This is a genomic window from Roseovarius sp. MBR-79 (assembly GCF_053628555.1).
In genome coordinates this window covers 59,256-80,872 of the sequence record NZ_JBRJGP010000017.1, presented here as the reverse complement: position 1 = coordinate 80,872, position 21,617 = coordinate 59,256, and the positions used below count along the sequence as shown (strand labels likewise).

General features: G+C 61.5%; 22 protein-coding genes. 19 read left to right on the top strand and 3 right to left on the bottom strand.

Annotated features, from left to right (window positions below):
- From ACSSV8_RS16055 to ACSSV8_RS15975, 17 genes are all read left to right on the top strand, one after another.
- Nucleotides 1–244, top strand: a 244-nt coding sequence (locus tag ACSSV8_RS16055; RefSeq protein ID WP_454283121.1) for a hypothetical protein, incomplete at its 5' end; no start/stop codon positions are given.
- Entirely contained in the window at nucleotides 241–645 is a 405-nt protein-coding gene (locus tag ACSSV8_RS16050) for a plasmid partitioning protein RepB C-terminal domain-containing protein (protein ID WP_354540272.1), read from the top strand. The genes ACSSV8_RS16055 and ACSSV8_RS16050, both read left to right, overlap by 4 nt.
- Nucleotides 646–1,023: 378 nt before the next feature.
- Nucleotides 1,024–1,386, top strand: coding sequence for a MarR family EPS-associated transcriptional regulator (locus ACSSV8_RS16045; RefSeq protein ID WP_354540257.1), 363 nt, complete (start codon nucleotides 1,024–1,026; stop codon nucleotides 1,384–1,386).
- Entirely contained in the window at nucleotides 1,383–2,687 is a 1,305-nt protein-coding gene (locus ACSSV8_RS16040; protein ID WP_454283120.1) for a UDP-glucose dehydrogenase family protein, read from the top strand. Before ACSSV8_RS16045 ends, ACSSV8_RS16040 begins: the two co-directional genes overlap by 4 nt.
- Complete coding sequence (locus tag ACSSV8_RS16035) at nucleotides 2,684–3,694, top strand: NAD-dependent epimerase/dehydratase family protein (protein WP_454283124.1); 1,011 nt, start codon at nucleotides 2,684–2,686, stop codon at nucleotides 3,692–3,694. The genes ACSSV8_RS16040 and ACSSV8_RS16035 overlap by 4 nt, the downstream gene beginning before the upstream one ends.
- A gap of 34 nt (nucleotides 3,695–3,728) precedes the next feature.
- Nucleotides 3,729–5,030, top strand: a complete 1,302-nt coding sequence (locus tag ACSSV8_RS16030) for a nucleotide sugar dehydrogenase (protein ID WP_454283123.1) — start codon at nucleotides 3,729–3,731, stop codon at nucleotides 5,028–5,030.
- Between the two features lie 4 nt (nucleotides 5,031–5,034).
- Nucleotides 5,035–5,988, top strand: a complete 954-nt coding sequence (locus ACSSV8_RS16025; RefSeq protein ID WP_454283119.1) for a Gfo/Idh/MocA family protein — start codon at nucleotides 5,035–5,037, stop codon at nucleotides 5,986–5,988.
- Nucleotides 5,975–6,898 (top strand): LbetaH domain-containing protein, encoded by a 924-nt coding sequence (locus tag ACSSV8_RS16020; protein ID WP_354540254.1) that lies wholly within the window; start codon nucleotides 5,975–5,977, stop codon nucleotides 6,896–6,898. The genes ACSSV8_RS16025 and ACSSV8_RS16020 overlap by 14 nt, the downstream gene beginning before the upstream one ends.
- The gene (locus tag ACSSV8_RS16015) at nucleotides 6,891–7,991 is read left to right on the top strand and encodes a DegT/DnrJ/EryC1/StrS family aminotransferase (RefSeq protein WP_454283118.1); all 1,101 of its coding nucleotides are present in this window, start codon (nucleotides 6,891–6,893) and stop codon (nucleotides 7,989–7,991) included. The genes ACSSV8_RS16020 and ACSSV8_RS16015 overlap by 8 nt, the downstream gene beginning before the upstream one ends.
- A complete protein-coding gene (locus tag ACSSV8_RS16010; protein ID WP_454283117.1) occupies nucleotides 7,991–9,313 on the top strand; it encodes a lipopolysaccharide biosynthesis protein in 1,323 nt (440 codons plus the stop codon). The genes ACSSV8_RS16015 and ACSSV8_RS16010 overlap by 1 nt, the downstream gene beginning before the upstream one ends.
- A 23-nt stretch (nucleotides 9,314–9,336) precedes the next feature.
- The gene (locus tag ACSSV8_RS16005; protein ID WP_454283116.1) at nucleotides 9,337–10,263 is read left to right on the top strand and encodes a glycosyltransferase family 2 protein; all 927 of its coding nucleotides are present in this window, start codon (nucleotides 9,337–9,339) and stop codon (nucleotides 10,261–10,263) included.
- A 24-nt stretch (nucleotides 10,264–10,287) separates the two neighbouring features.
- Complete coding sequence (locus tag ACSSV8_RS16000) at nucleotides 10,288–11,520, top strand: hypothetical protein (RefSeq protein ID WP_454283115.1); 1,233 nt, start codon at nucleotides 10,288–10,290, stop codon at nucleotides 11,518–11,520.
- 58 nt (nucleotides 11,521–11,578) lie between these two features.
- A complete protein-coding gene (locus ACSSV8_RS15995) occupies nucleotides 11,579–12,610 on the top strand; it encodes an SDR family NAD(P)-dependent oxidoreductase (protein WP_454283114.1) in 1,032 nt (343 codons plus the stop codon).
- A complete protein-coding gene (locus ACSSV8_RS15990; RefSeq protein ID WP_454283113.1) occupies nucleotides 12,607–13,731 on the top strand; it encodes a polysaccharide biosynthesis C-terminal domain-containing protein in 1,125 nt (374 codons plus the stop codon). Before ACSSV8_RS15995 ends, ACSSV8_RS15990 begins: the two co-directional genes overlap by 4 nt.
- A complete protein-coding gene (gene wecB, locus ACSSV8_RS15985) occupies nucleotides 13,728–14,876 on the top strand; it encodes a non-hydrolyzing UDP-N-acetylglucosamine 2-epimerase (RefSeq protein WP_354540247.1) in 1,149 nt (382 codons plus the stop codon). The genes ACSSV8_RS15990 and wecB overlap by 4 nt, the downstream gene beginning before the upstream one ends.
- Nucleotides 14,866–15,750 carry a sulfotransferase family protein gene (locus ACSSV8_RS15980; protein WP_354540246.1) on the top strand — a complete coding sequence of 295 codons (885 nt, stop codon included), beginning with the start codon at nucleotides 14,866–14,868 and terminating at the stop codon, nucleotides 15,748–15,750. The genes wecB and ACSSV8_RS15980 overlap by 11 nt, the downstream gene beginning before the upstream one ends.
- 84 nt (nucleotides 15,751–15,834) lie before the next feature.
- On the top strand, nucleotides 15,835–17,034 hold the full coding sequence (locus tag ACSSV8_RS15975; RefSeq protein ID WP_354540245.1) for a glycosyltransferase family 4 protein: 1,200 nt from the start codon (nucleotides 15,835–15,837) through the stop codon (nucleotides 17,032–17,034).
- Nucleotides 17,035–17,054: 20 nt separating this feature from the next.
- On the opposite strand, the gene ACSSV8_RS15970 is transcribed toward ACSSV8_RS15975, so the two are convergent.
- From ACSSV8_RS15970 to ACSSV8_RS15960, 3 genes are read right to left on the bottom strand one after another with little or no spacing between them, the layout of a single operon-like run.
- Nucleotides 17,055–17,507, bottom strand: coding sequence for a hypothetical protein (locus tag ACSSV8_RS15970; RefSeq protein ID WP_354540244.1), 453 nt, complete (start codon nucleotides 17,505–17,507; stop codon nucleotides 17,055–17,057).
- Nucleotides 17,504–18,757, bottom strand: coding sequence for a phage head spike fiber domain-containing protein (locus ACSSV8_RS15965; RefSeq protein WP_454283112.1), 1,254 nt, complete (start codon nucleotides 18,755–18,757; stop codon nucleotides 17,504–17,506). The genes ACSSV8_RS15970 and ACSSV8_RS15965 overlap by 4 nt, the downstream gene beginning before the upstream one ends.
- The gene (locus tag ACSSV8_RS15960) at nucleotides 18,754–19,017 is read right to left on the bottom strand and encodes a spike base protein, RCAP_Rcc01079 family (protein WP_454283111.1); all 264 of its coding nucleotides are present in this window, start codon (nucleotides 19,015–19,017) and stop codon (nucleotides 18,754–18,756) included. Before ACSSV8_RS15960 ends, ACSSV8_RS15965 begins: the two co-directional genes overlap by 4 nt.
- Nucleotides 19,018–19,247: 230 nt before the next feature.
- Here ACSSV8_RS15960 and ACSSV8_RS15955 point away from each other — a divergent pair, with 230 nt between their 5' ends.
- Both ACSSV8_RS15955 and ACSSV8_RS15950 read left to right on the top strand, forming a co-directional pair.
- Nucleotides 19,248–20,432, top strand: a complete 1,185-nt coding sequence (locus ACSSV8_RS15955) for a LegC family aminotransferase (RefSeq protein WP_354540241.1) — start codon at nucleotides 19,248–19,250, stop codon at nucleotides 20,430–20,432.
- Complete coding sequence (locus tag ACSSV8_RS15950; protein ID WP_454283110.1) at nucleotides 20,429–21,616, top strand: UDP-N-acetylglucosamine 4,6-dehydratase; 1,188 nt, start codon at nucleotides 20,429–20,431, stop codon at nucleotides 21,614–21,616. Before ACSSV8_RS15955 ends, ACSSV8_RS15950 begins: the two co-directional genes overlap by 4 nt.
- Nucleotide 21,617 lies beyond the last annotated feature (1 nt).

Below are 21,617 nucleotides of genomic sequence, written 5' to 3'. Positions count from 1 at the left end.
CTTGCTATATGAGGGCCGCACGCTCCAAGGCGCTCGCCCCAAACTGGCCGACTTTTGCTCCGCCACAATGGCCGAATTTTACTCCGCCGTTGACAAGGGCGGCCGCCGCCGGCGCGAGCGCCTGAAGGACACGATCATCGCCGTCCTGCGCGAACGCCATGACAGCGCCGCCTGGACCGCGGTGCTGGTTGAGGCGCGGGCGCGGCTCGAGCGGGAGGAGGCCGGCATGCCGATGCGCTCCTGAGAGCGACGCCGCCGGAACAGCGCACCGATTACACCCCGCCAAAGCCCGAGGAGCCCAAGGGCGATCCGCTGGAACAGATTGTCAAGCTCGAGCGCGAAATGAACAACGTGCAGGAAAAGTACAAGGATGCCGAAAAAAGCTATGGCTCGGAGCTGCTGAATCTTGTCGTCGCCAAGGGCTACCTGACGAAGCTTGTGGCCAACGCCGCAGTGCGCTCCTGGCTCGACCGCCACGCGTCCGAGATCCTCGAGCAGTTCGAACTGGTGATCAACACCACCAGCATGGAAGAGGCCATGAGCCGGGAGGCCCGGGAAGGAGCCAGCAACGCGGCCAGCCAGGGACGTGCGGATGCGAAAGCTGAGGATGCAACTGAAGTCACCGACGTCCCCGCGGCAGAGTAGGGCAGAGACGCTCTGGGCGTGGTGTCACGGAGCGGCGTGCGCTGCCTCGATGTTGGCATGCCGCGCTGCTCCGAAAATCGCAGCTTCGCATCTGCAGAAAATGCGGATTGCATCGGCGCGTTCGGTGCGTTACGCACGACAATGTGCAACACGGTATCGTTTCGCATTGCCGCGGTAGCGCCCGTTTCGGTTGGAATTGAAGACCGAATGCGCCGCAATCCCTGAAATATCAAAACGTCGGTTGCACGGGCAGTGAATAGCGTGTATCGCTCATTCTTGAGCGATTATGTTGATTCTGTTTCAAACGTCGAGCCGACCTGTCCCGAGGTACCCTGAAGGCAATCCTTGAGCGGTAACCTGCGAGAAAGACCAAAGGCAATGACCACCCAGCGCGACAAGATGCGTGAGGATGCCCAGGTGCGGATCCTGCGCCTTCTCCAGGACAACCCGGAAATGTCGCAGCGCGAGCTGGCGAAGGCCGTGGGGGTGAGCACGGGCGGCATGCATTATGTGCTGAACGGCCTGCTGGACAAGGGGCTGATCAAACTTGGAAATTTCAGGGCCGCCGAGGACAAGCGGCGCTACGCCTATGTGTTGACAGCCAAGGGCATCGCCGAAAAGGCGCGGCTGACCCGGGCGTTTCTTGCGCGAAAGATGGCCGAATACGAGGCGCTGAAGGCGGAGATCGAGGCGGTTCAGCGCGAAATCGACGCAGATGACGCGCAGGAGAGCCGCTCATGAAGATCGCGATGATCGGCACGGGCTATGTGGGGCTTGTCTCGGGGGTGTGTTTTTCCGATTTCGGGCATGACGTGATCTGCGTCGACAAGATGCCGGACAAGATCGCCCGTCTGGAGCGCGGCGAGGTGCCGATCTACGAGCCGGGGCTTGATGCGCTGATGGCGAAGAACGTCGAGGCCGGGCGGCTTTCCTTTACCACCGATCTGGCGCGCGCGGTGGACGGGGCCGAGGCGGTGTTCATCGCCGTGGGCACGCCCACGCGGCGCGGTGACGGGCACGCGGATCTGAGCTATGTCATGGCCGCCGCCGAGGAGGTGGCGCAGGCGCTGACCGGTTACGCGGTGATCGTGACGAAATCGACCGTTCCCGTGGGCACCAACCGGCGCGTCAAGCAGGCGGTGGCCAAGGCCAACCCGACGGCTGAATTCGACGTGGCCTCGAACCCCGAATTCCTGCGCGAAGGTGCGGCGATCGAGGATTTCATGAAACCCGACCGCGTGGTTGTCGGCATCCAGACCGAACGCGCGGCAGAGGTGATGGCCGATATCTACCGCCCGCTCTACCTGCGTGATTTCCCGATCCTGACCACCGATCTTGAATCGGCAGAGATGATCAAATACGCCGCCAACGCGTTTCTCGCCACCAAGATCAGCTTCATCAACGAGGTGGCGGCGCTCTGTGAGCGGGTCGGCGCGGATGTGAAGGAAGTGGCGCGCGGCATCGGTCTTGACGGGCGGATCGGCAGCAAGTTCCTGCATGCGGGTCCCGGCTATGGCGGCTCGTGCTTTCCCAAGGACACAACGGCGCTGGCGCGGATCGGGCAGGAACATGCCGTACCGCAAACCATTGTCGAGACGGTGATGCGCGTCAACGACGGCGTCAAGCTGCGCATGATCGAAAAGCTGCGCGATCTCTGCGAGGGCAGTTTCAACGGCAAGGTGGTGGCGATTCTGGGCGTGACCTTCAAGCCCAATACCGACGACATGCGCGACGCGCCCAGCCTGACCATCGTGCCCGCGCTGGTGGGCGGCGGGGCCAAGGTGCGCGTGGTCGACCCGCAAGGGCGGCGCGAGGGCGAGGCGCTCTTGCCCGGCGTGCACTGGAGCGAGGACCCCTACAAGGCGGCGCAGAATGCCGATCTGGTGGTGATCCTGACCGAGTGGAACGAGTTTCGCGCGCTCGATCTCAAGCGGCTGGCAAAGAAGATGGCCCACCCGCGCATGGCCGACCTGCGCAACATCTATTCCGCCAGGGACGCGAAACGCGCGGGGTTCGAGGCCTATGTGGGGGTCGGGCGCTGATGCGGATCTTTGTCACCGGAACCGCTGGCTTCATCGGCTTTCACCTTGCCCGGCTGTTGCTGGCCGAGGGGCACGCGGTGGCCGGTTTCGACGGCATGACGGATTACTACGATGTCCGCCTGAAAGAGCGCCGCCATGCCATGCTGCGCGAAAGCCCCGCTTTTTCCGCCACCGAGGCGATGCTGGAGGATGACGCCGCGGTCTCGGCGGCGGTGGCGGGGTTCGCGCCCGATGTCATCGTGCATCTCGCCGCGCAGGCGGGGGTGCGCTACAGCCTGGAAAATCCGCGCGCCTATATCGACGCCAATATCGTCGGCACCTTCAATGTGATGGAGGCGGCGCGGGTGGCGCAAGTGCGGCATCTGCTGATGGCCTCGACCTCGTCGGTTTATGGTGCCAATGAGGAGATGCCCTTCGAGGAGCGGCAGAAGGTTGACACGCCGCTCACCATCTATGCCGCCACCAAAAAGGCGGGCGAGGCGATGGGCCATGCTTGGGCGCACATCCACGGGCTGCCGGTGACGATGTTCCGTTTCTTCACGGTCTATGGCCCCTGGGGGCGGCCCGATATGGCCTATTACTCCTTCACGCGCGCCATTCTCGAAGGGCGGCCCATCGACGTCTATAACCACGGCGAGATGTGGCGCGATTTCACCTATGTCGACGATCTGGTGCGCGGTATCCGCGGGTTGATCGACGCGGTGCCGGGCGGGCCGGAGACGGCCGTTGAGGACGACAGCCTATCGGTTGCCGCGCCGTTCCGCGTGGTCAATATCGGCAATTCCGAAAAGGTGCGCCTGATGGATTTCATCGCCGCGATTGAAGCCGCCTGCGGGCGCAAGGCGGTGTGCAACATGATGCCGATGCAAACCGGCGACGTGCCCGCGACATGGGCCGATTGCACGCTGCTCAAGCGATTGACGGGCTACCGCCCCGAAACGCCCATGGCCGATGGCGTGGCGCAGTTTGTGGAGTGGTATAGAACTTATCATGCAGTTGGAGAGTGACGTGACTGATACAATTGAATTGAAACAAGCTTCCATTCAGACCCTGGTCGCCCGGCTTGAGGCGCGCGAGGCGACCATCGGTATCGTCGGCATGGGCTATGTCGGGCAGCCGCTTGCGCTGCGCTATTCAGAGTCCGGGTTTCGCGTTCTTGGCTTTGACATTGATCCCGAAAAGGTTGCCGGGCTGAACGCCGGACATTCCACGATCGAGCATATTGACGATGCGGCCATCGCGCGCGCCGTGGCGGGCGGCATGGAGGCCACGTCCGACATGGCGCGGGCGTCCGAGGCGGATGCGCTGATCATCTGCGTGCCCACGCCGCTGAACAAATATCGCGAGCCTGACCTGAGCTTTGTCATTGATACGCTCGAGAGCCTGCTACCCTATCTGCGCGATGGTCAGGTGATTTCGCTGGAAAGCACCACCTATCCGGGCACCACCGAGGAAGAGATCGTGACCCGCGTCGAGGCCAGGGGGTTCACCGTCGGCAAGGATGTGTTCGTCGTCTATTCGCCCGAACGCGAAGACCCCGGCAACGCGCATTTCAACACCCAGACCATTCCCAAGGTGGTCGGCGGGCATACACCGGGCTGTCTTGCAGTGGGTCAGGCGCTTTATACGGGCGTCATTGATCATGTGGTGCCGGTCAGCTCGACCCGCGCTGCGGAAATGACCAAGCTGCTGGAAAACATCCATCGCTCGGTCAACATCGGCCTGGTGAACGAGATGAAGGTGGTGGCCGACCGCATGGGGATCGACATTTTCGAGGTGATCGACGCCGCGGCGACAAAACCCTTCGGGTTCACGGCCTATTATCCGGGTCCCGGTCTGGGGGGGCACTGTATCCCCATCGACCCGTTCTACCTGACATGGAAGGCGCGCGAATTCGGGCTGCACACCCGGTTCATCGAACTGGCGGGCGAGATCAACAAGTCGATGCCCGAATATGTTCTGGGCAAGTTGACCAAGGGCCTGAACGACCGCCGCAAGGCCCTGAACGGCAGCCGCATTCTTGTGCTTGGCATTGCCTACAAGAAGAACGTCGACGACATGCGCGAAAGCCCGTCGGTCGAGATCATGGAGCTTGTCCGCGCGGCAGGGGCGGAGGTTGCCTACTCGGATCCGCATGTGCCGGTATTCCCGAAGATGCGCGAACATCACTTTGACCTCTCGAGCGTGCCGCTGACCGCAGACACGCTGGCGGGTTTCGATGCCGTCGTTCTGGCGACCGATCATGCCAGGTTCGACTACGACCTGATCCGCACCCATGCCAACCTTGTCATCGACAGCCGGGGCGTTTATCGCGACGCGGCAGACAACATCGTGAAGGCCTGAACCGATGAAAAGATTCGCCCTTATCGGTGCCGCCGGCTACATCGCACCGCGCCACATGAAGGCCATCAAGGATACCGGGAACGATCTGGTTGCGGCGATGGATATCAACGATTCCGTCGGCATTCTGGACAGCCATTTCCCCGACGCGCAGTTCTTCACCGAGTTCGAGCAATTCGACGCCCATGTCGATGCCGAGCGGCGCGCCGGTCGCGGGCTTGACTATGTCGCGATTGCCTCGCCCAACTACCTGCACGACGCCCATATGCGCTATGCGCTGCGCGCAGGTGCCGATGCGATCTGCGAGAAACCCCTTGTCCTCAACCCCGGCGATATCGACGGGCTCAAGGCGCTTGAGGCCGACACGGGGCGCAAGATCAACACCATCCTGCAACTGCGCCTGCACCCGGCGATCATCGCCTTGCGCGACCGGGTCGCGGCCATGCCCGCGGGTCACAAGGTCGATGTCGATCTGACCTACATCACCTCGCGCGGGAACTGGTATCTGAAAAGCTGGAAGGGGCTCACCGAGAAATCCGGCGGGATCGCCACGAATATCGGCGTGCATTTCTATGACATGCTGCATTTCGTCTACGGGGCCGTGCAGGAAAATATCGTTCACCTCAACACCCCCACCAAGGCGGCCGGATATCTGGAATACGAGCACGCGCGCGTGCGCTGGTTCCTGTCGCTTGATGTGAACGATGTGCCGGAGGCGGAACGCGCCAAGGGCAAACGCACCTTCCGCGCGGTGCGCGCCGATGGGGAGGCGATCGAGTTTTCCGACGGCTTCACCGAATTGCACACCCGCATCTACGAAGAGGTGTTGGCCGGGCGCGGCTTTGGTGTCGAGGAAAACCGGGTGGCGATCGAAACCGTCGCCACGATCCGCAACGCGCCGCTGGCCCCTGCGGGCGATCTGGCGCATCCGTTTGTGGGAGGAATAAATGTTCACCGGTAACACTATTAATCTAGGCTCAGTTATTGACGAATTAAATTCACAATTGATACGTGATGTGGATTTTTCTTACATCGGCAAGATTCCTTCAAATCTAAATCGTAGGGTGGTTCCTGCACTGAAGCCGGAGCATGTGAAGAGCGCTCTAGCGTATAGTGATATTGCTGGAATAATAACGCGGCCTGAAAATGCTTCTCTAGTTCCGAAAAATATGGGATTGTTAGTGGCTGAAGACCCGGTGACCACTTCTCTTCATATTCATGAACGACTTTGCGACATTGACGGATTTCTATGGAAGAGTTTTGATACAGAGATTCACCCAACCGCTCAAATTCACCCAAGCGCAGTTATTGCCGAGTCCGATGTCAGGATCGGCCCAGGTGCAGTTGTTGGTCCGTTTAGTTTAATTCTTGAGCGTTCGATTTTGGAAGAAGGCGCGCATGTTGGAGTTGGCGTCGTTGTGGGATTAGACGCCTTTGAGATTTTTGAAGGGGCCAATCCGCGGCGAATACTAAAGCAGGCCGGAGGCGTTTGGCTGGAGCGTGGCGCAACTGTTCTTGCTAAATGCACACTGGTTCGAGCCACTTTTGGCGGCTTTACGCTTTTACAGGAAAACGCAATGGTGGACGTTTTGATTCATATCGCTCACGATGTGATTTTAGGAAAAAATTCCACAGTTGTTGCTTGTGCTGAAATTTCAGGTCGGTGCGAGTTGGGCGAGGGTTCCTATATCGGACCCAACGCTTGTTTGACAAATGGAATTAAGATAGGAAAAAATTCCAAGGTTTCGTTGGGGTCAGTTGTAACCAGAGACGTTGCGGATGATACAGTCGTAACTGGAAATTTTGCGGTCCCTCATCGTAAATGGCTTCATTTTATAAAGTCTCTTGCAGCGGATGAAATCGATGAATGATATGATCCCCTTTATCGACCTCGCCGCCCAACAGGACCGGCTTCGTGCCGAGATCGAGGCGGGTATTGCCCGCGTTCTGGCGCATGGGCAATACATCCTCGGCCCCGAGGTGGCAGAGCTGGAGGAGCGGCTGGCCGCCTATACCGGCGTGGCCCATTGCATCAGCGTTGCCAATGGCACCGATGCGTTGCAGATCGCGCTCATGGCGCTTGGCGTGGGGTCCGGCGATGAGGTGATCACGCCGGGCTTCAGCTATATCGCCACCGCCGAGGCCGCCGTTCTGATGGGGGCCAAGGTGGTCTATGTCGATATCGACCCGGCCAGCTACAACATGGACCCGGCCCTGCTCGAGGCCGCGATCACCCCGCGCACCAGGGCGATCATCCCGGTGTCGCTCTATGGTCAACCCGCCGATTTCGACGCGATCAACGCCATCGCCGCGCGCCATGGCATCCCGGTCATCGAGGATGGCGCGCAAAGCTTTGGCGCCAGCTACCGGGGCCGCAAATCCTGCAACCTGTCGACCATCGGCTGCACCAGCTTCTTTCCGTCCAAGCCCCTGGGCTGTTACGGCGATGGCGGGGCGGTGTTCACCTCGGATGCTGATCTGGCCAGGATCATCCGCCAGATCGCCCGGCACGGGCAGGACCGCCGCTATCACCATATCCGCGTCGGCGTGAACTCGCGCCTTGATACGGTGCAGGCCGCGATCCTGCTGCCCAAGCTTGCCATCCTCGACGACGAGATCGCCGCGCGCCAGCGCCTGGCCGAGGCCTATGATGCGGCCCTAGCCCCGCTGGGCCTGCCCACCCCGCAGATTGCCGACGACTGCCAGAGCGCCTGGGCGCAATACACCGTCCGGGTGGCGCACCGCGACACGGTGCAGGCGGCACTGAAAGAGGCGGGCATCCCGACAGCGGTTCACTATCCCTTGCCGCTCAATCGGCAACCGGCGGTGGCCGATGCAACGGTTCATTTGCCCAAGGGCGACCGTGCGGCGCAAGACGTGATGAGCCTGCCGATGCATCCGTACATGGAGACGGCGACCATGCAACATGTGGCAGAGGCGGTCGCGCGGGCGGTGAGCGGCTGATGCGACAGACCGTCTCTCGTCTTTTGCCTGTCGGATCGTTCGCGCGGAGCGTCGGTGTGCTGACTGGTGGCACCATCGGCGCGCGGGCCATTCTGGCACTGTCGCTGCCTTTGGTGACGCGGCTGTACTCGCCGGCGGATTTCGAGCTGCTTGCGATTTACATGGCCGTTCTGTCGCTTGTGACAGTGATCGCCAGCCTGCGGCTGAACATGGCCATCACATTGCCGGCCGAGGATGGCGAGGCCGCGAACCTGCTCGCCCTGTCGCTGCTTGCCGCTGCTGTATTCGGGATCGTGCTGAGCGTGCCGGTGATCTTCGTGCCGGACCTTGTGGCGGGGGTGATCGGGCAACCGGGGATGCTGCCGCTTTTGTGGATGATCCCGCTCGGGATCCTGCTGGCGGCCGCTTATCAGGCCTTGCAATACTGGGCGTCGCGCAAGCGCCGCTTCGGGCTGGTGGCGCGCACGCGGGTGGCCCGCGCGGTCGGTGGGGCGGGAACGCAACTGGGGCTTGGCTTTGCCGGGATCGCGCCCTTCGGATTGCTGCTGGGGCACATGATCTATAGCGGGCTGGGGATCGTCGGGCTGGTGCGCGACCTGCTGCGCAACGATCGCGGCGCGCTGGCGGCGGTGTCGCCGGGGGCGATGTGGCGGGCGCTGGTCGCGTATCGGCGCTTTCCCATCTGGTCCGTGCCCGAGGCGCTGGCCAATTCCGCCGGGATGCAGGTGCCGGTGATCGTGATCGCCGCAATCGCCCTTGGGCCCGAGGCGGGCTATCTGGCGTTGGCGATGCAGGTGATGGCGATGCCCATGGCCCTGGTGGGGCAGTCGGTCGCGCAGGTCTTCATCGCCGAGGCGCCGGCACGGCTGCGCGACGGCACGCTGACGGCCTTCACACGGCGCACGGCGCTGACGCTCTTCGCGTTGGGGGCGGCGGTGCTTGTCCCGCTCGGGCTGCTGGCACCTTATGTGTTCGGTCCGATCTTCGGTGCCGAATGGGCGCGGGCGGGGGAGATCGTGCTGTGGATGACACCGTGGCATATCCTTCAGTTCACCGCCTCGCCGGTCTCGACCGTGCTGCATGTCACCGGCCATCTGCGCGTGGCGATGGCGCTGCAATTCATCGGCGCGGCGCTTCGGATCGGGGCCGTCGCGCTGGCGGGGGCGCTGGCGGCGGGATGGATCAGCGAAGTCTATGCCCTGTCGGGAGCGGTGTTTTATGGTATCTATATTGGTGTGGTTTACGTTATCGCCGTGCGATCAACGATGGATGGTCGCGGGCAGGACAAAATTCATAGCACCAACGTAACTGGCAAAAAATGACCGTGACGGCAGGAGCCAAGATCATGACCGAACAAGAGCGGGACACGTCCGAACGGGACGAAAAAAGACCCGCAATCAGCGTATTGACGCCCGCCTATAACGAGGAAAGTCATATCCTCGATTGCATGGCGTCCGTGCAGTCGCAATCCATGGCGGATTTCGAGCATATCATTGTTGACGACCAATCTTCCGACGACACCTATGCGATTGCAAAACGGCATGCCGATTCCAGAACGATGGTTTTGGAGAACCCGACCAAGGGCAAGCTTGCAGCCCTCAAGCATGCATATAATAACTCGAGCGGCCGCTTTATCGTATTGCTCGCCGGTGACGATCTCTTGCCGCCCGACTCTCTTGAAAAGCGCTTTGGGTGCATGGAGGGGGTTGATGCCCTTCACGACCTTGCCGTGGCCCGCGGTCACCTCAAGAGCTTTTCTCAAGATCCGCATTTTGACGGGCTGATGATTCCGAAACACAAACGCGGTTATTTTTCGGGCGGTGTCATCATCATGTCCCGAGCCTTCGCGGATAAAGCGTTCGACGTTCCGGATTCCCTTCCGAATGAGGACACGTGGATTCGGCTTTGTGCAGAGCATCTTGGCGCAACGCTGGTGGACAGTCCCGGCGTGTCCTTGCTGTATCGAATTCATTCTGAAAACACATCGGCTAGTCGCGGTGATTTCAAGACTGCCGTTTCCGGATATTCGAAACGCGAGCGGGTTGCGGAAGTGTTTCTCGAAAAATACGAAGCGGCCATTTCCGATGACTCCAAAAGCCGCATAAAATCAAAACTAGACCTTGAGGAGGCGCGCGCCAATGGAACCCTTCTCGATGTTCTTACCGTCAAGGGCGTCTCAATGACCGAGAAACTCCGCGCGCTTGTCTTTCGATACCAGTTGGCTTACAAAGCGAGAAACAAGCTCTGGCGTTATATTGTCGGCTGGCGGTGATAAATAGGGTTTGTGGATATTGATATGCTGACAATATTATTCACGCTAGTTGATCTTGTTTTTCTTGCAGCGGTATTTAAGGTTGCTGGAGGGAGATCCATTATATTTTTATCAGCACTTTTGCAGGCCATGTTTTATATGCCAATCCTATTTCTTGTTAATCTGTCAAACGATCTAGAGCTCAAGTTTCTCGTTATCCATCAGGCGTTCTTTTTGACCTTTCTTTCATTCTGCCTTCTATTTAAGGTTTTATATCATTGTAAGCCTTTTAGCGCCCCTATCATGATACCCGAACCACGCCATCGTATGTCGTGGAGTGTGTTTATATTTTTTGTTTCGATCATAATAACAATACTTTATTATGTGGCTCAGGGTGGGTTAATTTACTCGAAAATTGCCTTCACGGATGACATTGCCGGCGCGCGACTTTCTTATTACGCCACCCTTGACGGTGGGGCTGGTTACGTTAATCAGTTCAAGAATATTCTAATGCCTGTGACTGCGGCAGTAATTTTTCTTAATCTCGACAAGCGTTTCAGAATTATTTTCGCAGTAACTACGTTTCCTGTTTTGGTCTTGTTAATGACTGGAACGGGTCAAAGATTCCCTCTTGCGTTTGCTTTTCTTTTTTTTGCGTTTGCCTACACAATACTCAAAGGCGTTTCAGTGAGTTCGCGAGTAATTGTGCGTCTAGCATTAGTGCTGTTCATCTTCATTGCTATATTTGGCTTTTTGTCAGATTTGCAAGGTAGGTCTGATGCCGGCTATACCAAGGCGTTTTCCCATATCTTGGAGCGTGTGCTCCTGCTCAATCAAACTGGAAATCTTCTCACGTTTAATTACCTTGATACGCGCGGCTTTGTCTGGGGAAGTGACTGGATTCAGGATATTATTGGAATTAGTCCTTTTGCCAAGCCTAGCTCAATTGGAAACGAGCTTTTCTCGGTGCTTTGGGGTTCTCTTCGTGGTAATTCGGCCCCATCTCTTGCAACCTCTGTTTACTATAATTTCTATATTCCAGGCCTTATTGTTGTTCCGGCAGCGATGGCCTATTCCTTGGTTTTCATAGCCAAGAAAATCGAGGGTAAATGCGCCATGCCCAGCAAGTTTTTAGCACTAGTTTTCATGGGGATGACAATGGGCGGGTGGGTCTCGGGAGGAATTTTGTCGCCGCTAAACACCGGCCTTATCACGATGATAATTTTCATGATTAACGTCCGTTTCGTTCTTCGTCGCCATAACCGAGCTTTTGGTTAGTGCTGAACGATTCCCTGCGACTGCGAAACAATTATAGGCTCTTAGAGAAAGGATGAACATGACCCTTCCCCAAAGCGTTCTCATCACCGGGGGCACCGGCTCCTTCGGCAAGACCATGCTGCGTGATCTTCTGGCGCGCGGCTGTCCGGAGGTGCGGGTGCTCAGCCGTGACGAGGAAAAGCAGGATGCCCTGCGCACCGATCTGCGCGACGAGCGGGTGCGGTTCTATATCGGCGATGTGCGCGACCGCGATGCGGTCGAGCGGGCCGTGCAGGGCGTCGAATGCGTGTTCCACGCCGCCGCCCTCAAGCAGGTGCCGTCCTGCGAGTTCTTCCCGCACGAGGCGGTGCGCACCAACATCCTCGGCTCGGAGAACGTGATCCGCGCCTGCATCGCGGCGGGCGTGCGCGGCCTTGTGTGCCTGTCCACCGACAAGGCGGTGTTCCCGATCAACGCCATGGGCATGTCGAAGGCGCTGATGGAAAAGACCGCGCAGGCCGCCGCGCGCGAGCTTGGCCCCGATGCGCGCACCACCATTGCCCGCGTGCGCTATGGCAACGTGATGTATTCGCGCGGCTCTGCGATCCCGCTTTTCGTGCGCCAGATCCGGCAGGACAAGCCGATCACCATCACCGAGCCGACGATGACGCGGTTCCTGATGCCGCTGCGCGACAGCGTGGCCCTGGTCAATCACGCGCTGACCGAGGCGCATCAGGGTGACCTGTTCATCCGCAAGGCCCCGGCCAGCACCATCGAGGACCTGGTGACCGCGCTCAAGGAGCTGTTCGGCAAGCCCGATCACCCCACCGAGATCATCGGCTGGCGTCACTCCGAAAAGCTGTTCGAGACGCTGGCCAGCGCCGAGGAGCTGAGCCAGTCCGAGGATATGGGGGATTATTACCGGATCGTGCTTGACCAGCGGAACCTGAACTACAAGGCGTATTTCACCGAAGGGCAGCAGGATATCGTGCAGCACGAGGATTATCATTCGCACAATACCGAGCGGCTTGACGTGGCCGGTGTGAAGGCGCTGTTGCTGTCCTTGCCGGAAATCCGGGCCGAGCTTGAGGCGGCGGGAGTCCAGGCATGAAGCGTATCGCCATCACCGGCGCGGCGGGTCTTCTGGGCTGGCATGCGCATGCGCGGCTTCATGCCGTCAACTGCGCGGCCCGGTTTCGCGGTGACGAGGCCCCCTACGACATTGTCGCGCTCGACCGCGCCGCGTTCAACGATGCGGAGCGGCTGCGCGCGGCGCTGTCGGGTGCGGTGGCCGTGCTGCACTTTGCCGGGGTGAACCGGGCCCCCGATGACGAGGTCGAGACCGGCAATCCGCGCATCGCCACGCAACTGGCGGATGGCTGCCGGGCGGCGGGGGTCTCGCCGCATATCGTCTATGCCAATTCCACCCATGCCACGAGCGACACGCCCTATGGGCGCGGCAAGCGGCGCGCGGCCGAGATCCTCTCGGCGGCGGTGCCGGAATTTACCGACATGGTGCTGCCCCATATCTTTGGCGAGGGGGCGCGGCCCTTCTACAACAACGTGACCGCCACCCTCATCCACCAGATACTCGCCGGTGACACGCCCAGCGTGAACCCGGACGGACAGGTGCGGCTGTTGCATGCCGGGGCGGCGGCGCAGGCGGCCATCGACGCGGTCGAGACCGGCACCACCGGAGAGATCGCCCCCGAGCCGCGCCCGATGCGGGTGCCCGCGTTGCTGGACCGGCTGCAAGCGTTTCACGACCTTTATAGCGCCAATATCTTTCCCGATCTTTCGGATCCGTTCGAGCGCGCGCTTTTCAACACCTACCGTGCGGCCACCTATCCCGATGGCTGGCCGCGACCGCTCCGGCTCAACACCGATCCGCGCGGCACGTTGTTCGAGGCGGTCAAGGGCGGCGGTGGCGGGCAGACATTCCTGTCGACCACCAGACCGGGCGTGACGCGCGGCGATCATTTCCATATCGGCAAGGTCGAGCGGTTCCTCGTGGTGCAGGGCGAGGCGGTGATCCGCATTCGCAAGGTGCTGACCGGGGATGTGTGGGAATACCGCGTGTCGGGTGATGCCCCGGCCCCGGTGGACATGCCCACCCTGCACACCCATTCCATCGAGAACGTTGGCACGGGCGACCTGCTCACCCTGTTCTGGACGCATGATCTGTTCGATCCGACCGCCCCCGACACCTATGCTGACAAGGTAATCCGATGACCCGCCTCAAGATCATGACCATCCTCGGCACGCGGCCCGAGATCATCCGGCTGTCGCGCGTGATGGCCCGGCTTGACCGCTATACCGATCACGTGATCGTCCATACCGGGCAGAATTACGATTACGAACTCAACGAGGTGTTTTTCGCTGATCTCGGCGTGCGCAAGCCCGACCATTTCCTTGGTGTCGGCGGCGGCACTCTGGGCGAGACGCTGGGCGGCATCCTGACCGAGACCGAAAAGGCGCTGGTGGCCGAGCGGCCCGATGCGGTGCTGATCCTTGGCGACACCAACTCCGCGATTTCGGCGATCATGGCCCGGCGAATGAAGATCCCGGTCTATCACATGGAGGCGGGCAACCGCTCTTTCGATCGCAACGTGCCGGAAGAGACGAACCGCAAACTTGTCGATCACATCGCCGATTTCAACCTCGTTTATACCGAACATGCGCGGCGTCATCTGCTGTCGGAGGGGGTATCGCACCGCCGCATCCATCTGACCGGATCGCCCATGCGCGAGGTGCTGGAGCATTACCGTGATCGGATCGACGCGTCGGACATTCTGGCGCGGCTCGGGTTGACGGCGCGGGGATATTTCATCGTTTCGCTGCATCGCGAGGAGAATGTCGACAGTGCGGACCGGCTCTCGGCGCTTCTGGTGGCGCTCAACGCGCTGGCCGAGCGGCACGACATGCCGGTCATCGTGTCCACCCATCCGCGCACCCGCAAGCGGCTCGAAGTGCTGGACGGGGCGCGTCCGGACGCGCGCATCCAGTGGATGAAGCCCTTCGGGTTCCACGACTACAACCATCTCCAGATGCACGCCTTCTGTGCGATCTCCGACAGCGGCACCATCGCCGAGGAAGCCTCGATACTGGGATTTCCGGCGATCACCCCGCGCGACGCGATCGAGCGGCCCGAGGCGCTTGACGTGGGGTGCGTGATCATGACCGGGCTTGATCTTGCCGCGATCATCGGCGGGGTCGACGCGATCACCCAGGCCCATGCCGAGCGTGCGGCGGCGGGCCTGCCGCAACCCGTGCCCGCCGACTACTGCATCACCAACACGTCGGAGCGGGTGGTCAACCTGATCCTTGGCACAGCGCGATTGTCGAATGCTTGGGACGGAATCCGCGATGGCCGATAACCTGAACGAAAGCCTGCCGTTTCAGCCCGTGGTCATCATCGGCGCCGCGAGGTCCGGCACCAACGCCCTGCGCGATATGCTTGTGCAGTTGCCGGGCGTGGCCACATGGCCCTGTGACGAGATCAATCCGATCTGGCGACATGGAAACATCCGCCATCCCGACGATGAACTGCCCGACACGGCGGCACGAGACGATGTGCGGCGCTTTGTCCGGGGGGCCTTTCGCAACATCTGGAAGGCCCAGGGCCGCCCGGATATCGTGATCGAGAAGACCTGCGCCAACAGCCTCCGCGTGCCCTTTGTCGCGGCGGTTCTGCCAGAGGCGAAATTCATCTACATCGTGCGGGACGGGGTCGCTGTCGTCGCCTCGGCGCGCAAGCGGTGGCGCGGGGAACTGGAAGTGCGCGGCCTGCCGTATTTCCTGGCCAAGGCGCGTTATGCGCCGCTATCCGATCTTCCGTTCTACGCGGGCTCGGTGCTCGCGCGGCGCATTTCGATCCGGCTTGGCCTCAAGGAACATATGGGGGTCTGGGGGCCACGTTTCGCCGATATGGGACGGTTTGCCCACGAACCGGTCGAGGCCCTGTGCGCCCGGCAATGGCAGGCCTGCATCGACAGCTCGGACGCGGCATTTGCCACGATGGCCGAGGACAGGCTGTTTACCCTCAGCTATGAGGCCCTTACCGCCGATCCGCTGGCAATGCTCGACCGGTTGACGGGTTTCCTCGGCATGGAGGCATCCGCCGAAGCCCGCTCTGCGGCGGCAGGAAAAATCCGACGCGGCGGTGCGGGAAAGCGGCCTTCGGACCTGCCCGATATGGACCGGGTCATGGAAATTCTGGACGCGCCGATGCGCCGCCACGGGTATATCTGAGATGGGTGTCGCCCTGCTCACGGCGTCGCTTGGGGCAACGCTTCGGCTTGACGCGCGCGATGCAACAAGCCGGGGGCTGTCACGATGAAGATCCTGCTGACCCATCGGTTCTTCTTTCCCGATACCGCACCCTACGCAATCATGCTGCGTTCGATCGGAGAGGCGCTGACCGAGAGCGGTCACGACGTGCATGTGTGCAGTTCCCTTCCCTCCTATCGCGACGGCCCCGAGGCACCGCGCCGCGAGCGTCTGGGGCGGCTCACGGTGCGGCGGCTGCGCGTATTCCGCAACGAAAAGGCCAGCCCGCCCAAGCGGCTCGCGAATGTGGCTCTCTATTGCGCCGGGCTGTTTGTACGGATCCTGCGGCTGCGGCCCGATGTCGTCACCGCGTCGACCTTTCCCCCGGTGATCGCGGCGTGGACCGCCAGCCTTGCGGCCCGGATGACGGGGGCTACCTTTGTCTATCACTTGCAGGATATTCACCCCGAGGTGTCGGGGATCTCTGGTGGCGCGCTTGGCCGTGGTCTGCCCGCGCGCATCCTGCGCTGGCTGGACAATCAGACGCTGCGGCGCGCCGCGATGATCGTGACGCTGTCCGAAGACATGGTGCAGACGTTGCAGGCACGTGGGCTGGGGCCTCTGCCGATCCATGTCGTCAACAATTTCGCGCTCGACGATTTCGGTGCCGACGCGGACATGCCGCCGCCGGACCTGCGCAAGGCTCCCGGCCGGCGGCGGGTGATCTTTGCCGGCAATCTCGGGCATTTCCAGGACCTGCCGCTGTTGATCGAGGGGGTTGCCCTTGCCCTTTCGCGGCATCCTGACCTTGAGCTGATGTTGCTCGGCGAAGGTGTGGCCACCGCCGATCTGAAACGCCGCTGGGCAGAGCATCCACAGGTTACCTTCGGCCCGTTTCTGCCCTACCCACAGGCGCGCGAGCTGATCCGCGAGGCCGATATCGGGCTCTTGTCATTGCGCAAGGACATCTATCGCGTGGCCTATCCGTCCAAGCTTCTGACGTATCTTTCGCTTGGATTGCCGGTGCTGGCGCTGATCGAACCGGAAAGCGAGCTTGCCCGGCTTTTGCACGAAGCGGGGCTTGGCAATGTTCCCGCGGCCCGAACGCCCGAGGAGATCGGTGAGGCACTGGACAGGCTGCTCGCAAACCCGATCGCACCGGCGCATATCGCGCATTGGTACGCCGCCCATGCGGATTCCGATGCCGTCATCGCGCAGTGGACGGCGCTTTTCGGCAAGCTTGGCGATGCACGCGCGCGTCGATAAGCATGGCCAATACCCCCTGATCAGCCAAGCTCACCGAAGAGCTGCGGCGGCGCATAGCTGACGGTGCCGCCGTCGCCATCGGAAATCTCGACCGCGCCGCGTGGCCAGACCGCGTCATAGAGCGCCGCCGCGTTCTCCGCTGAGGTCACATCGGCGGTCACGGCGGAGACGGCACCTGTCTCCGGGTCATGGCCATGAATGGCGGCATAGAGGTCATTGCCCCGCCGCGTGCCTTCATAAGGAGCCTGCGCCAGCACGGTGACACCCGGCGCGACCCTGAATGCGGCTGCCTCCTCGGGCGTGACCCGCACATAGGTGAGCGCCGCCGTGCCATTGACGACCGTGGGCGTGCGCGTGAAGCCGGTGATGCTTTGCCCATCCTCGTCGAGCTTCTCGGGCGCGTGCTGCGCGAAGAAGGCTACCAGCGCGGGCACGTCCGCGATATGGATGATGCCGTCGATCATCTGTCTCATGCCGTGATCTCCTGAAGCTGGGCGTTGGTGAGGCGGGCGGGATAATGGATCAGCCGCCGGATGTGGCCGCCAAGCGGATACTGACCGGCACCGCTGCGCATACCGATCCACATCTCGCTCAGGCCGGTCGGCAAGGCCCCGGCGCTGTCGGTCAAAGCGCCCCCGCCATCGGCGGTGGCGGCAAAGTCATTCTCTGCCCATGCAATCGCGCGCCTCGTGACCACATTGGGCGTGGCGCTTGGCACAGCGAGGCTTGCCGAAGTGGTGCCGCCCGCGAACACTTGCGCAGTCACGCCGCCGCCGCTCCGCATCAGCACACGGTTTGTGGTGCCCCCATCATGAAGTTCGAAAAAGGCGGTGAGGGCAGAGATGACGGGCGTTTCCGCCTCGATCAGGATCGTGCCGCCCGCCGGGTTGAGCCATGAGGTGTTGTTCGCCCGCGCAATATCCGCCGCGCGCGTGACAGGGGAGGCCCCGGTCGGGATGTAACTGGTGGCAAACGCGCCCTTCTCCAACTGCGCGCCCCACACAAGGAGGTCCGCGCTGTCGCTCACGGCCAGATTGCCGCGCAGGGCAAGTCGCATCTGAGGCGTGATGCCGCCCGGAACAAGAAGCGAGGTCCAGACACGCGTCCAGTCCGGGCCGATATCGGTGACAATGACCCCGACGCCATTTATGGTCAGGGAGACGGCATATGTTCCGCCATCGAAACTTTTGACCCATACCGACGCGGTATACGTGGTGTCCCCCGTCGCCGGACTTGCGGTTTGTGACAGTTGCGATATGTCAGCCGTGCTGACACCACCCGCGAGGGCAAGTTGCACCCGGTCTGCCGTCATCGTCCCATCCGGCGCGATGCCCTGATCCGTGGTCACCACCGGCATCAGGCCGGTTCCACTCCCGGTTTTCGACCACACGGGATCCGCAACATCCGCGCTTCGGGCAAGCTCGTTCGTGCTCACCCCCTCGATCAGCAGCCCCCGCGCCGCGCCCGTGACCGGGTCGTGATCCAGACGCGGCGCGTCGGCGGCACCAAGCCTGAGGGTGCCGGACGCGTCCCGAAAAGTGGCCGCGCCGGTGCGGGTGAAGGTCATGATCTGCGACAGCGGCAGGTGATGCCCACCTGCGGCAAAGGTGCCCCGGATGAAATCCATGACAAGGCTGGGTGTCGGCGTTCCGCCCGGCGGCAGGTAATCGGCCAGCGGTGGCCGACGCCAAGCGGCGAGCGAGATATCCCGAACGATCTTCATGCGAGCACCAGAGCGTGGATCCCCGTTGCCGTGGTGTTCGACGCGCGCACGCGGCGAATACCGATCGGCAGGATAGAGAAATCGGCGACGACCATCTGGCGCGTTTCGCCCGCTGCGGTGACCACGCTCACCGTGCCGCCGGTCTCGACATAGAGCCCGATTGCCACATGGGGCAGGTCCACGGCGTCATCGGGGGTGACGGGCAGGGCATCGGTTGCCGGGCCGGACAAGGCGTTCGTGCGATTCTTGAAGGGGTTCATGATGGCTCCTGAGTCTGAATGTCCCGCAGAAATCGGGCGGGCGCAGGAGCAGAAGATCGGGCGGGGCGGGTTGCCAACGGATGAATCCACCGAACGGCCTGTGCCTGCCCTCAGCCGACTTGTCTTCGGGCGGTTCGGCAGGTATGCGTGCGATCAAAACACGCCCCTGCGGATCGTAAGCCAAGCCATTTCCCGCCAGTCCGCACACCCGTTTTTCATAAAGCGATGCCATGACAGAAGATATCACGCTGACCACGACCGACGCCCTGATCGACCTTGTCGGGGATATGTTCGGCCCGGCCCCCACGCCGCTGCACCGCCCTGTGTTCGAGGGTAACGAGCGCGCCTATCTGGTCGATACGATCGATTCCAATTTCGTGTCCTCGGTCGGGGCGCGGGTCACTGAATTCGAGGACCGGATCGCGGAATTCACCGGATGCGCGCGCGCGGTTGCCACCATGAACGGCACGGCGGCGCTGCATATGGCGCTGCTCGTGGCCGGGGTGCGTCCGGGGGACGAGGTGATCTCGCAGGCGCTGACTTTTGTCGCCACCTGCAACGCGATCAGCTATATCGGCGCGCGCCCGGTCTTTGTCGATGTCGACCGCGACACGATGAGCATGGGCCCCAGCGCCCTGCGCCGCTGGCTTGAGGCCAACACAAGGCGCGACGGGGCCGATACCGTGAACCGCCGGACCGGCGCGCGCATTGCCGCCTGCGTGCCGATGCACACGTTCGGGCTACCGGGGCGCATCGCCGAGATTGCCGACATTTGCGACGAATTCGGGATCAACCTTGTCGAGGACGCCGCCGAATCTCTGGGCAGCTATGTCGGCCCCCGCCACACCGGCAAGTTCGGCAAGCTGGCCACGCTCAGCTTCAATGGCAACAAGATCATCACCACCGGCGGCGGCGGCATGATCGTGACCGACGATCACGCCCTTGCCGACCGCGCCAAGCACCTGACGACCACCGCCAAGGTGCCGCACAAGTGGGAATTCGTGCATGACGAGGTGGGCTATAATTACCGCCTGCCCAATCTCAACGCCGCCCTTGGTTGTGCGCAGATGGAAAAACTGCCCGCCATGCTGCGGATCAAGGCCGATATCGCCGCGCGTTACCGCGCCTTTTGCGCCGAACACGATCTGCACTTTGTTGATCCCATCAACGGCACCACGGCGAATTTCTGGCTGAATGCCGTGCGGCTTACGGATCGCAATGCGCGTGACACATTCCTTGACTACACCAATGCGCGGGGCGTGATGACCCGCCCGATCTGGCAGTTGATGAGCGAACTTAACGCGTTCGCCGATTGCCAGACGGATGGGCTGGAAACCTCTCGCTGGCTGGCGGACCGGATCGTCAACCTGCCCTCCAGCGTTCCCGAAAATGAATTCCACAGGCTTGCGACATGAATATTCTTGATCTTATCGGTCGCGACCGCGCGCTGTTTGACACCGATATCGCCCGTCATGATGCGCAATTGCGCGATCTGGTGGGCGCGTCGCGGTTTCTGGTGATCGGCGGTGCGGGCTCCATCGGGCAGGCGGTCACCCGCGAAATCTTCAAGCGCAATCCGCGCGCGCTGCATGTTGTGGACATCAGCGAAAACAACATGGTCGAGCTGGTGCGCGACATTCGCAGCACGCTGGGCTATAACGATGCCGATTTCCGCACCTTCGCGATTGATTGCGGCAGTCGCGAATTCGCGGCGCTGATGGCGGCAACGAGCGGCTATGATTACGTGCTGAACCTCTCGGCGCTCAAACATGTGCGTTCCGAGAAGGACCCGTTCACGCTGATGCGGCTCATAGAGGTCAACATCCTCAACACCATCGCCACCCTGCACGCCGCCCGCGACAAGGGCGCGGCCAAGTATTTCTGCGTCTCGACCGACAAGGCGGCCAACCCCGTCAACATGATGGGTGCCAGCAAGCGGATCATGGAAATGTTCCTGATGCGCGAAAGCCTGACCATGCCGATTTCCACCGCGCGCTTTGCCAATGTCGCCTTTTCCGACGGCTCGCTTTTGCACGGCTTCAACCAGCGCTTTGCCAAGAACCAGCCGATTTCGGCACCCAATGACGTGCGCCGCTATTTTGTGACGCCGCAAGAATCGGGCGAGCTGTGCCTCATGTCCTGCATGACCGGCGGCAATCGCGACATCTTTTTCCCCAAGCTGAGCGAGGCGCTGAACCTCACCCGGTTTTCCGATATCGCCGTGCGCTACCTGCATGCGCGCGGGTTCGAGCCGCATGAATGCGCGACCGAGGACGAGGCCCGCGACCGCGCCGCCGAGCTGATCCCCACGGGCAAATGGCCGGTCTATTTCTTCGCCTCCGACACCACCGGTGAAAAGGATTTCGAGGAGTTCTTTACCGAGGCCGAAACCCTCGACATGGACCGTTTCGACAGTATCGGCGTGATCCTGAACGCGCCGGAGTTTGATCCCGCCAGCCTCGATCATTTCCTGTCCGAGATCGACCGCATCCGCAACGCGGCGACATGGGACAAACCCGAGATTGTCGCGCTGTTCAACGCCATGATCCCGGATTTCGATCACAAGGAAACCGGCAAATACCTTGACGCAAGGATGTAGG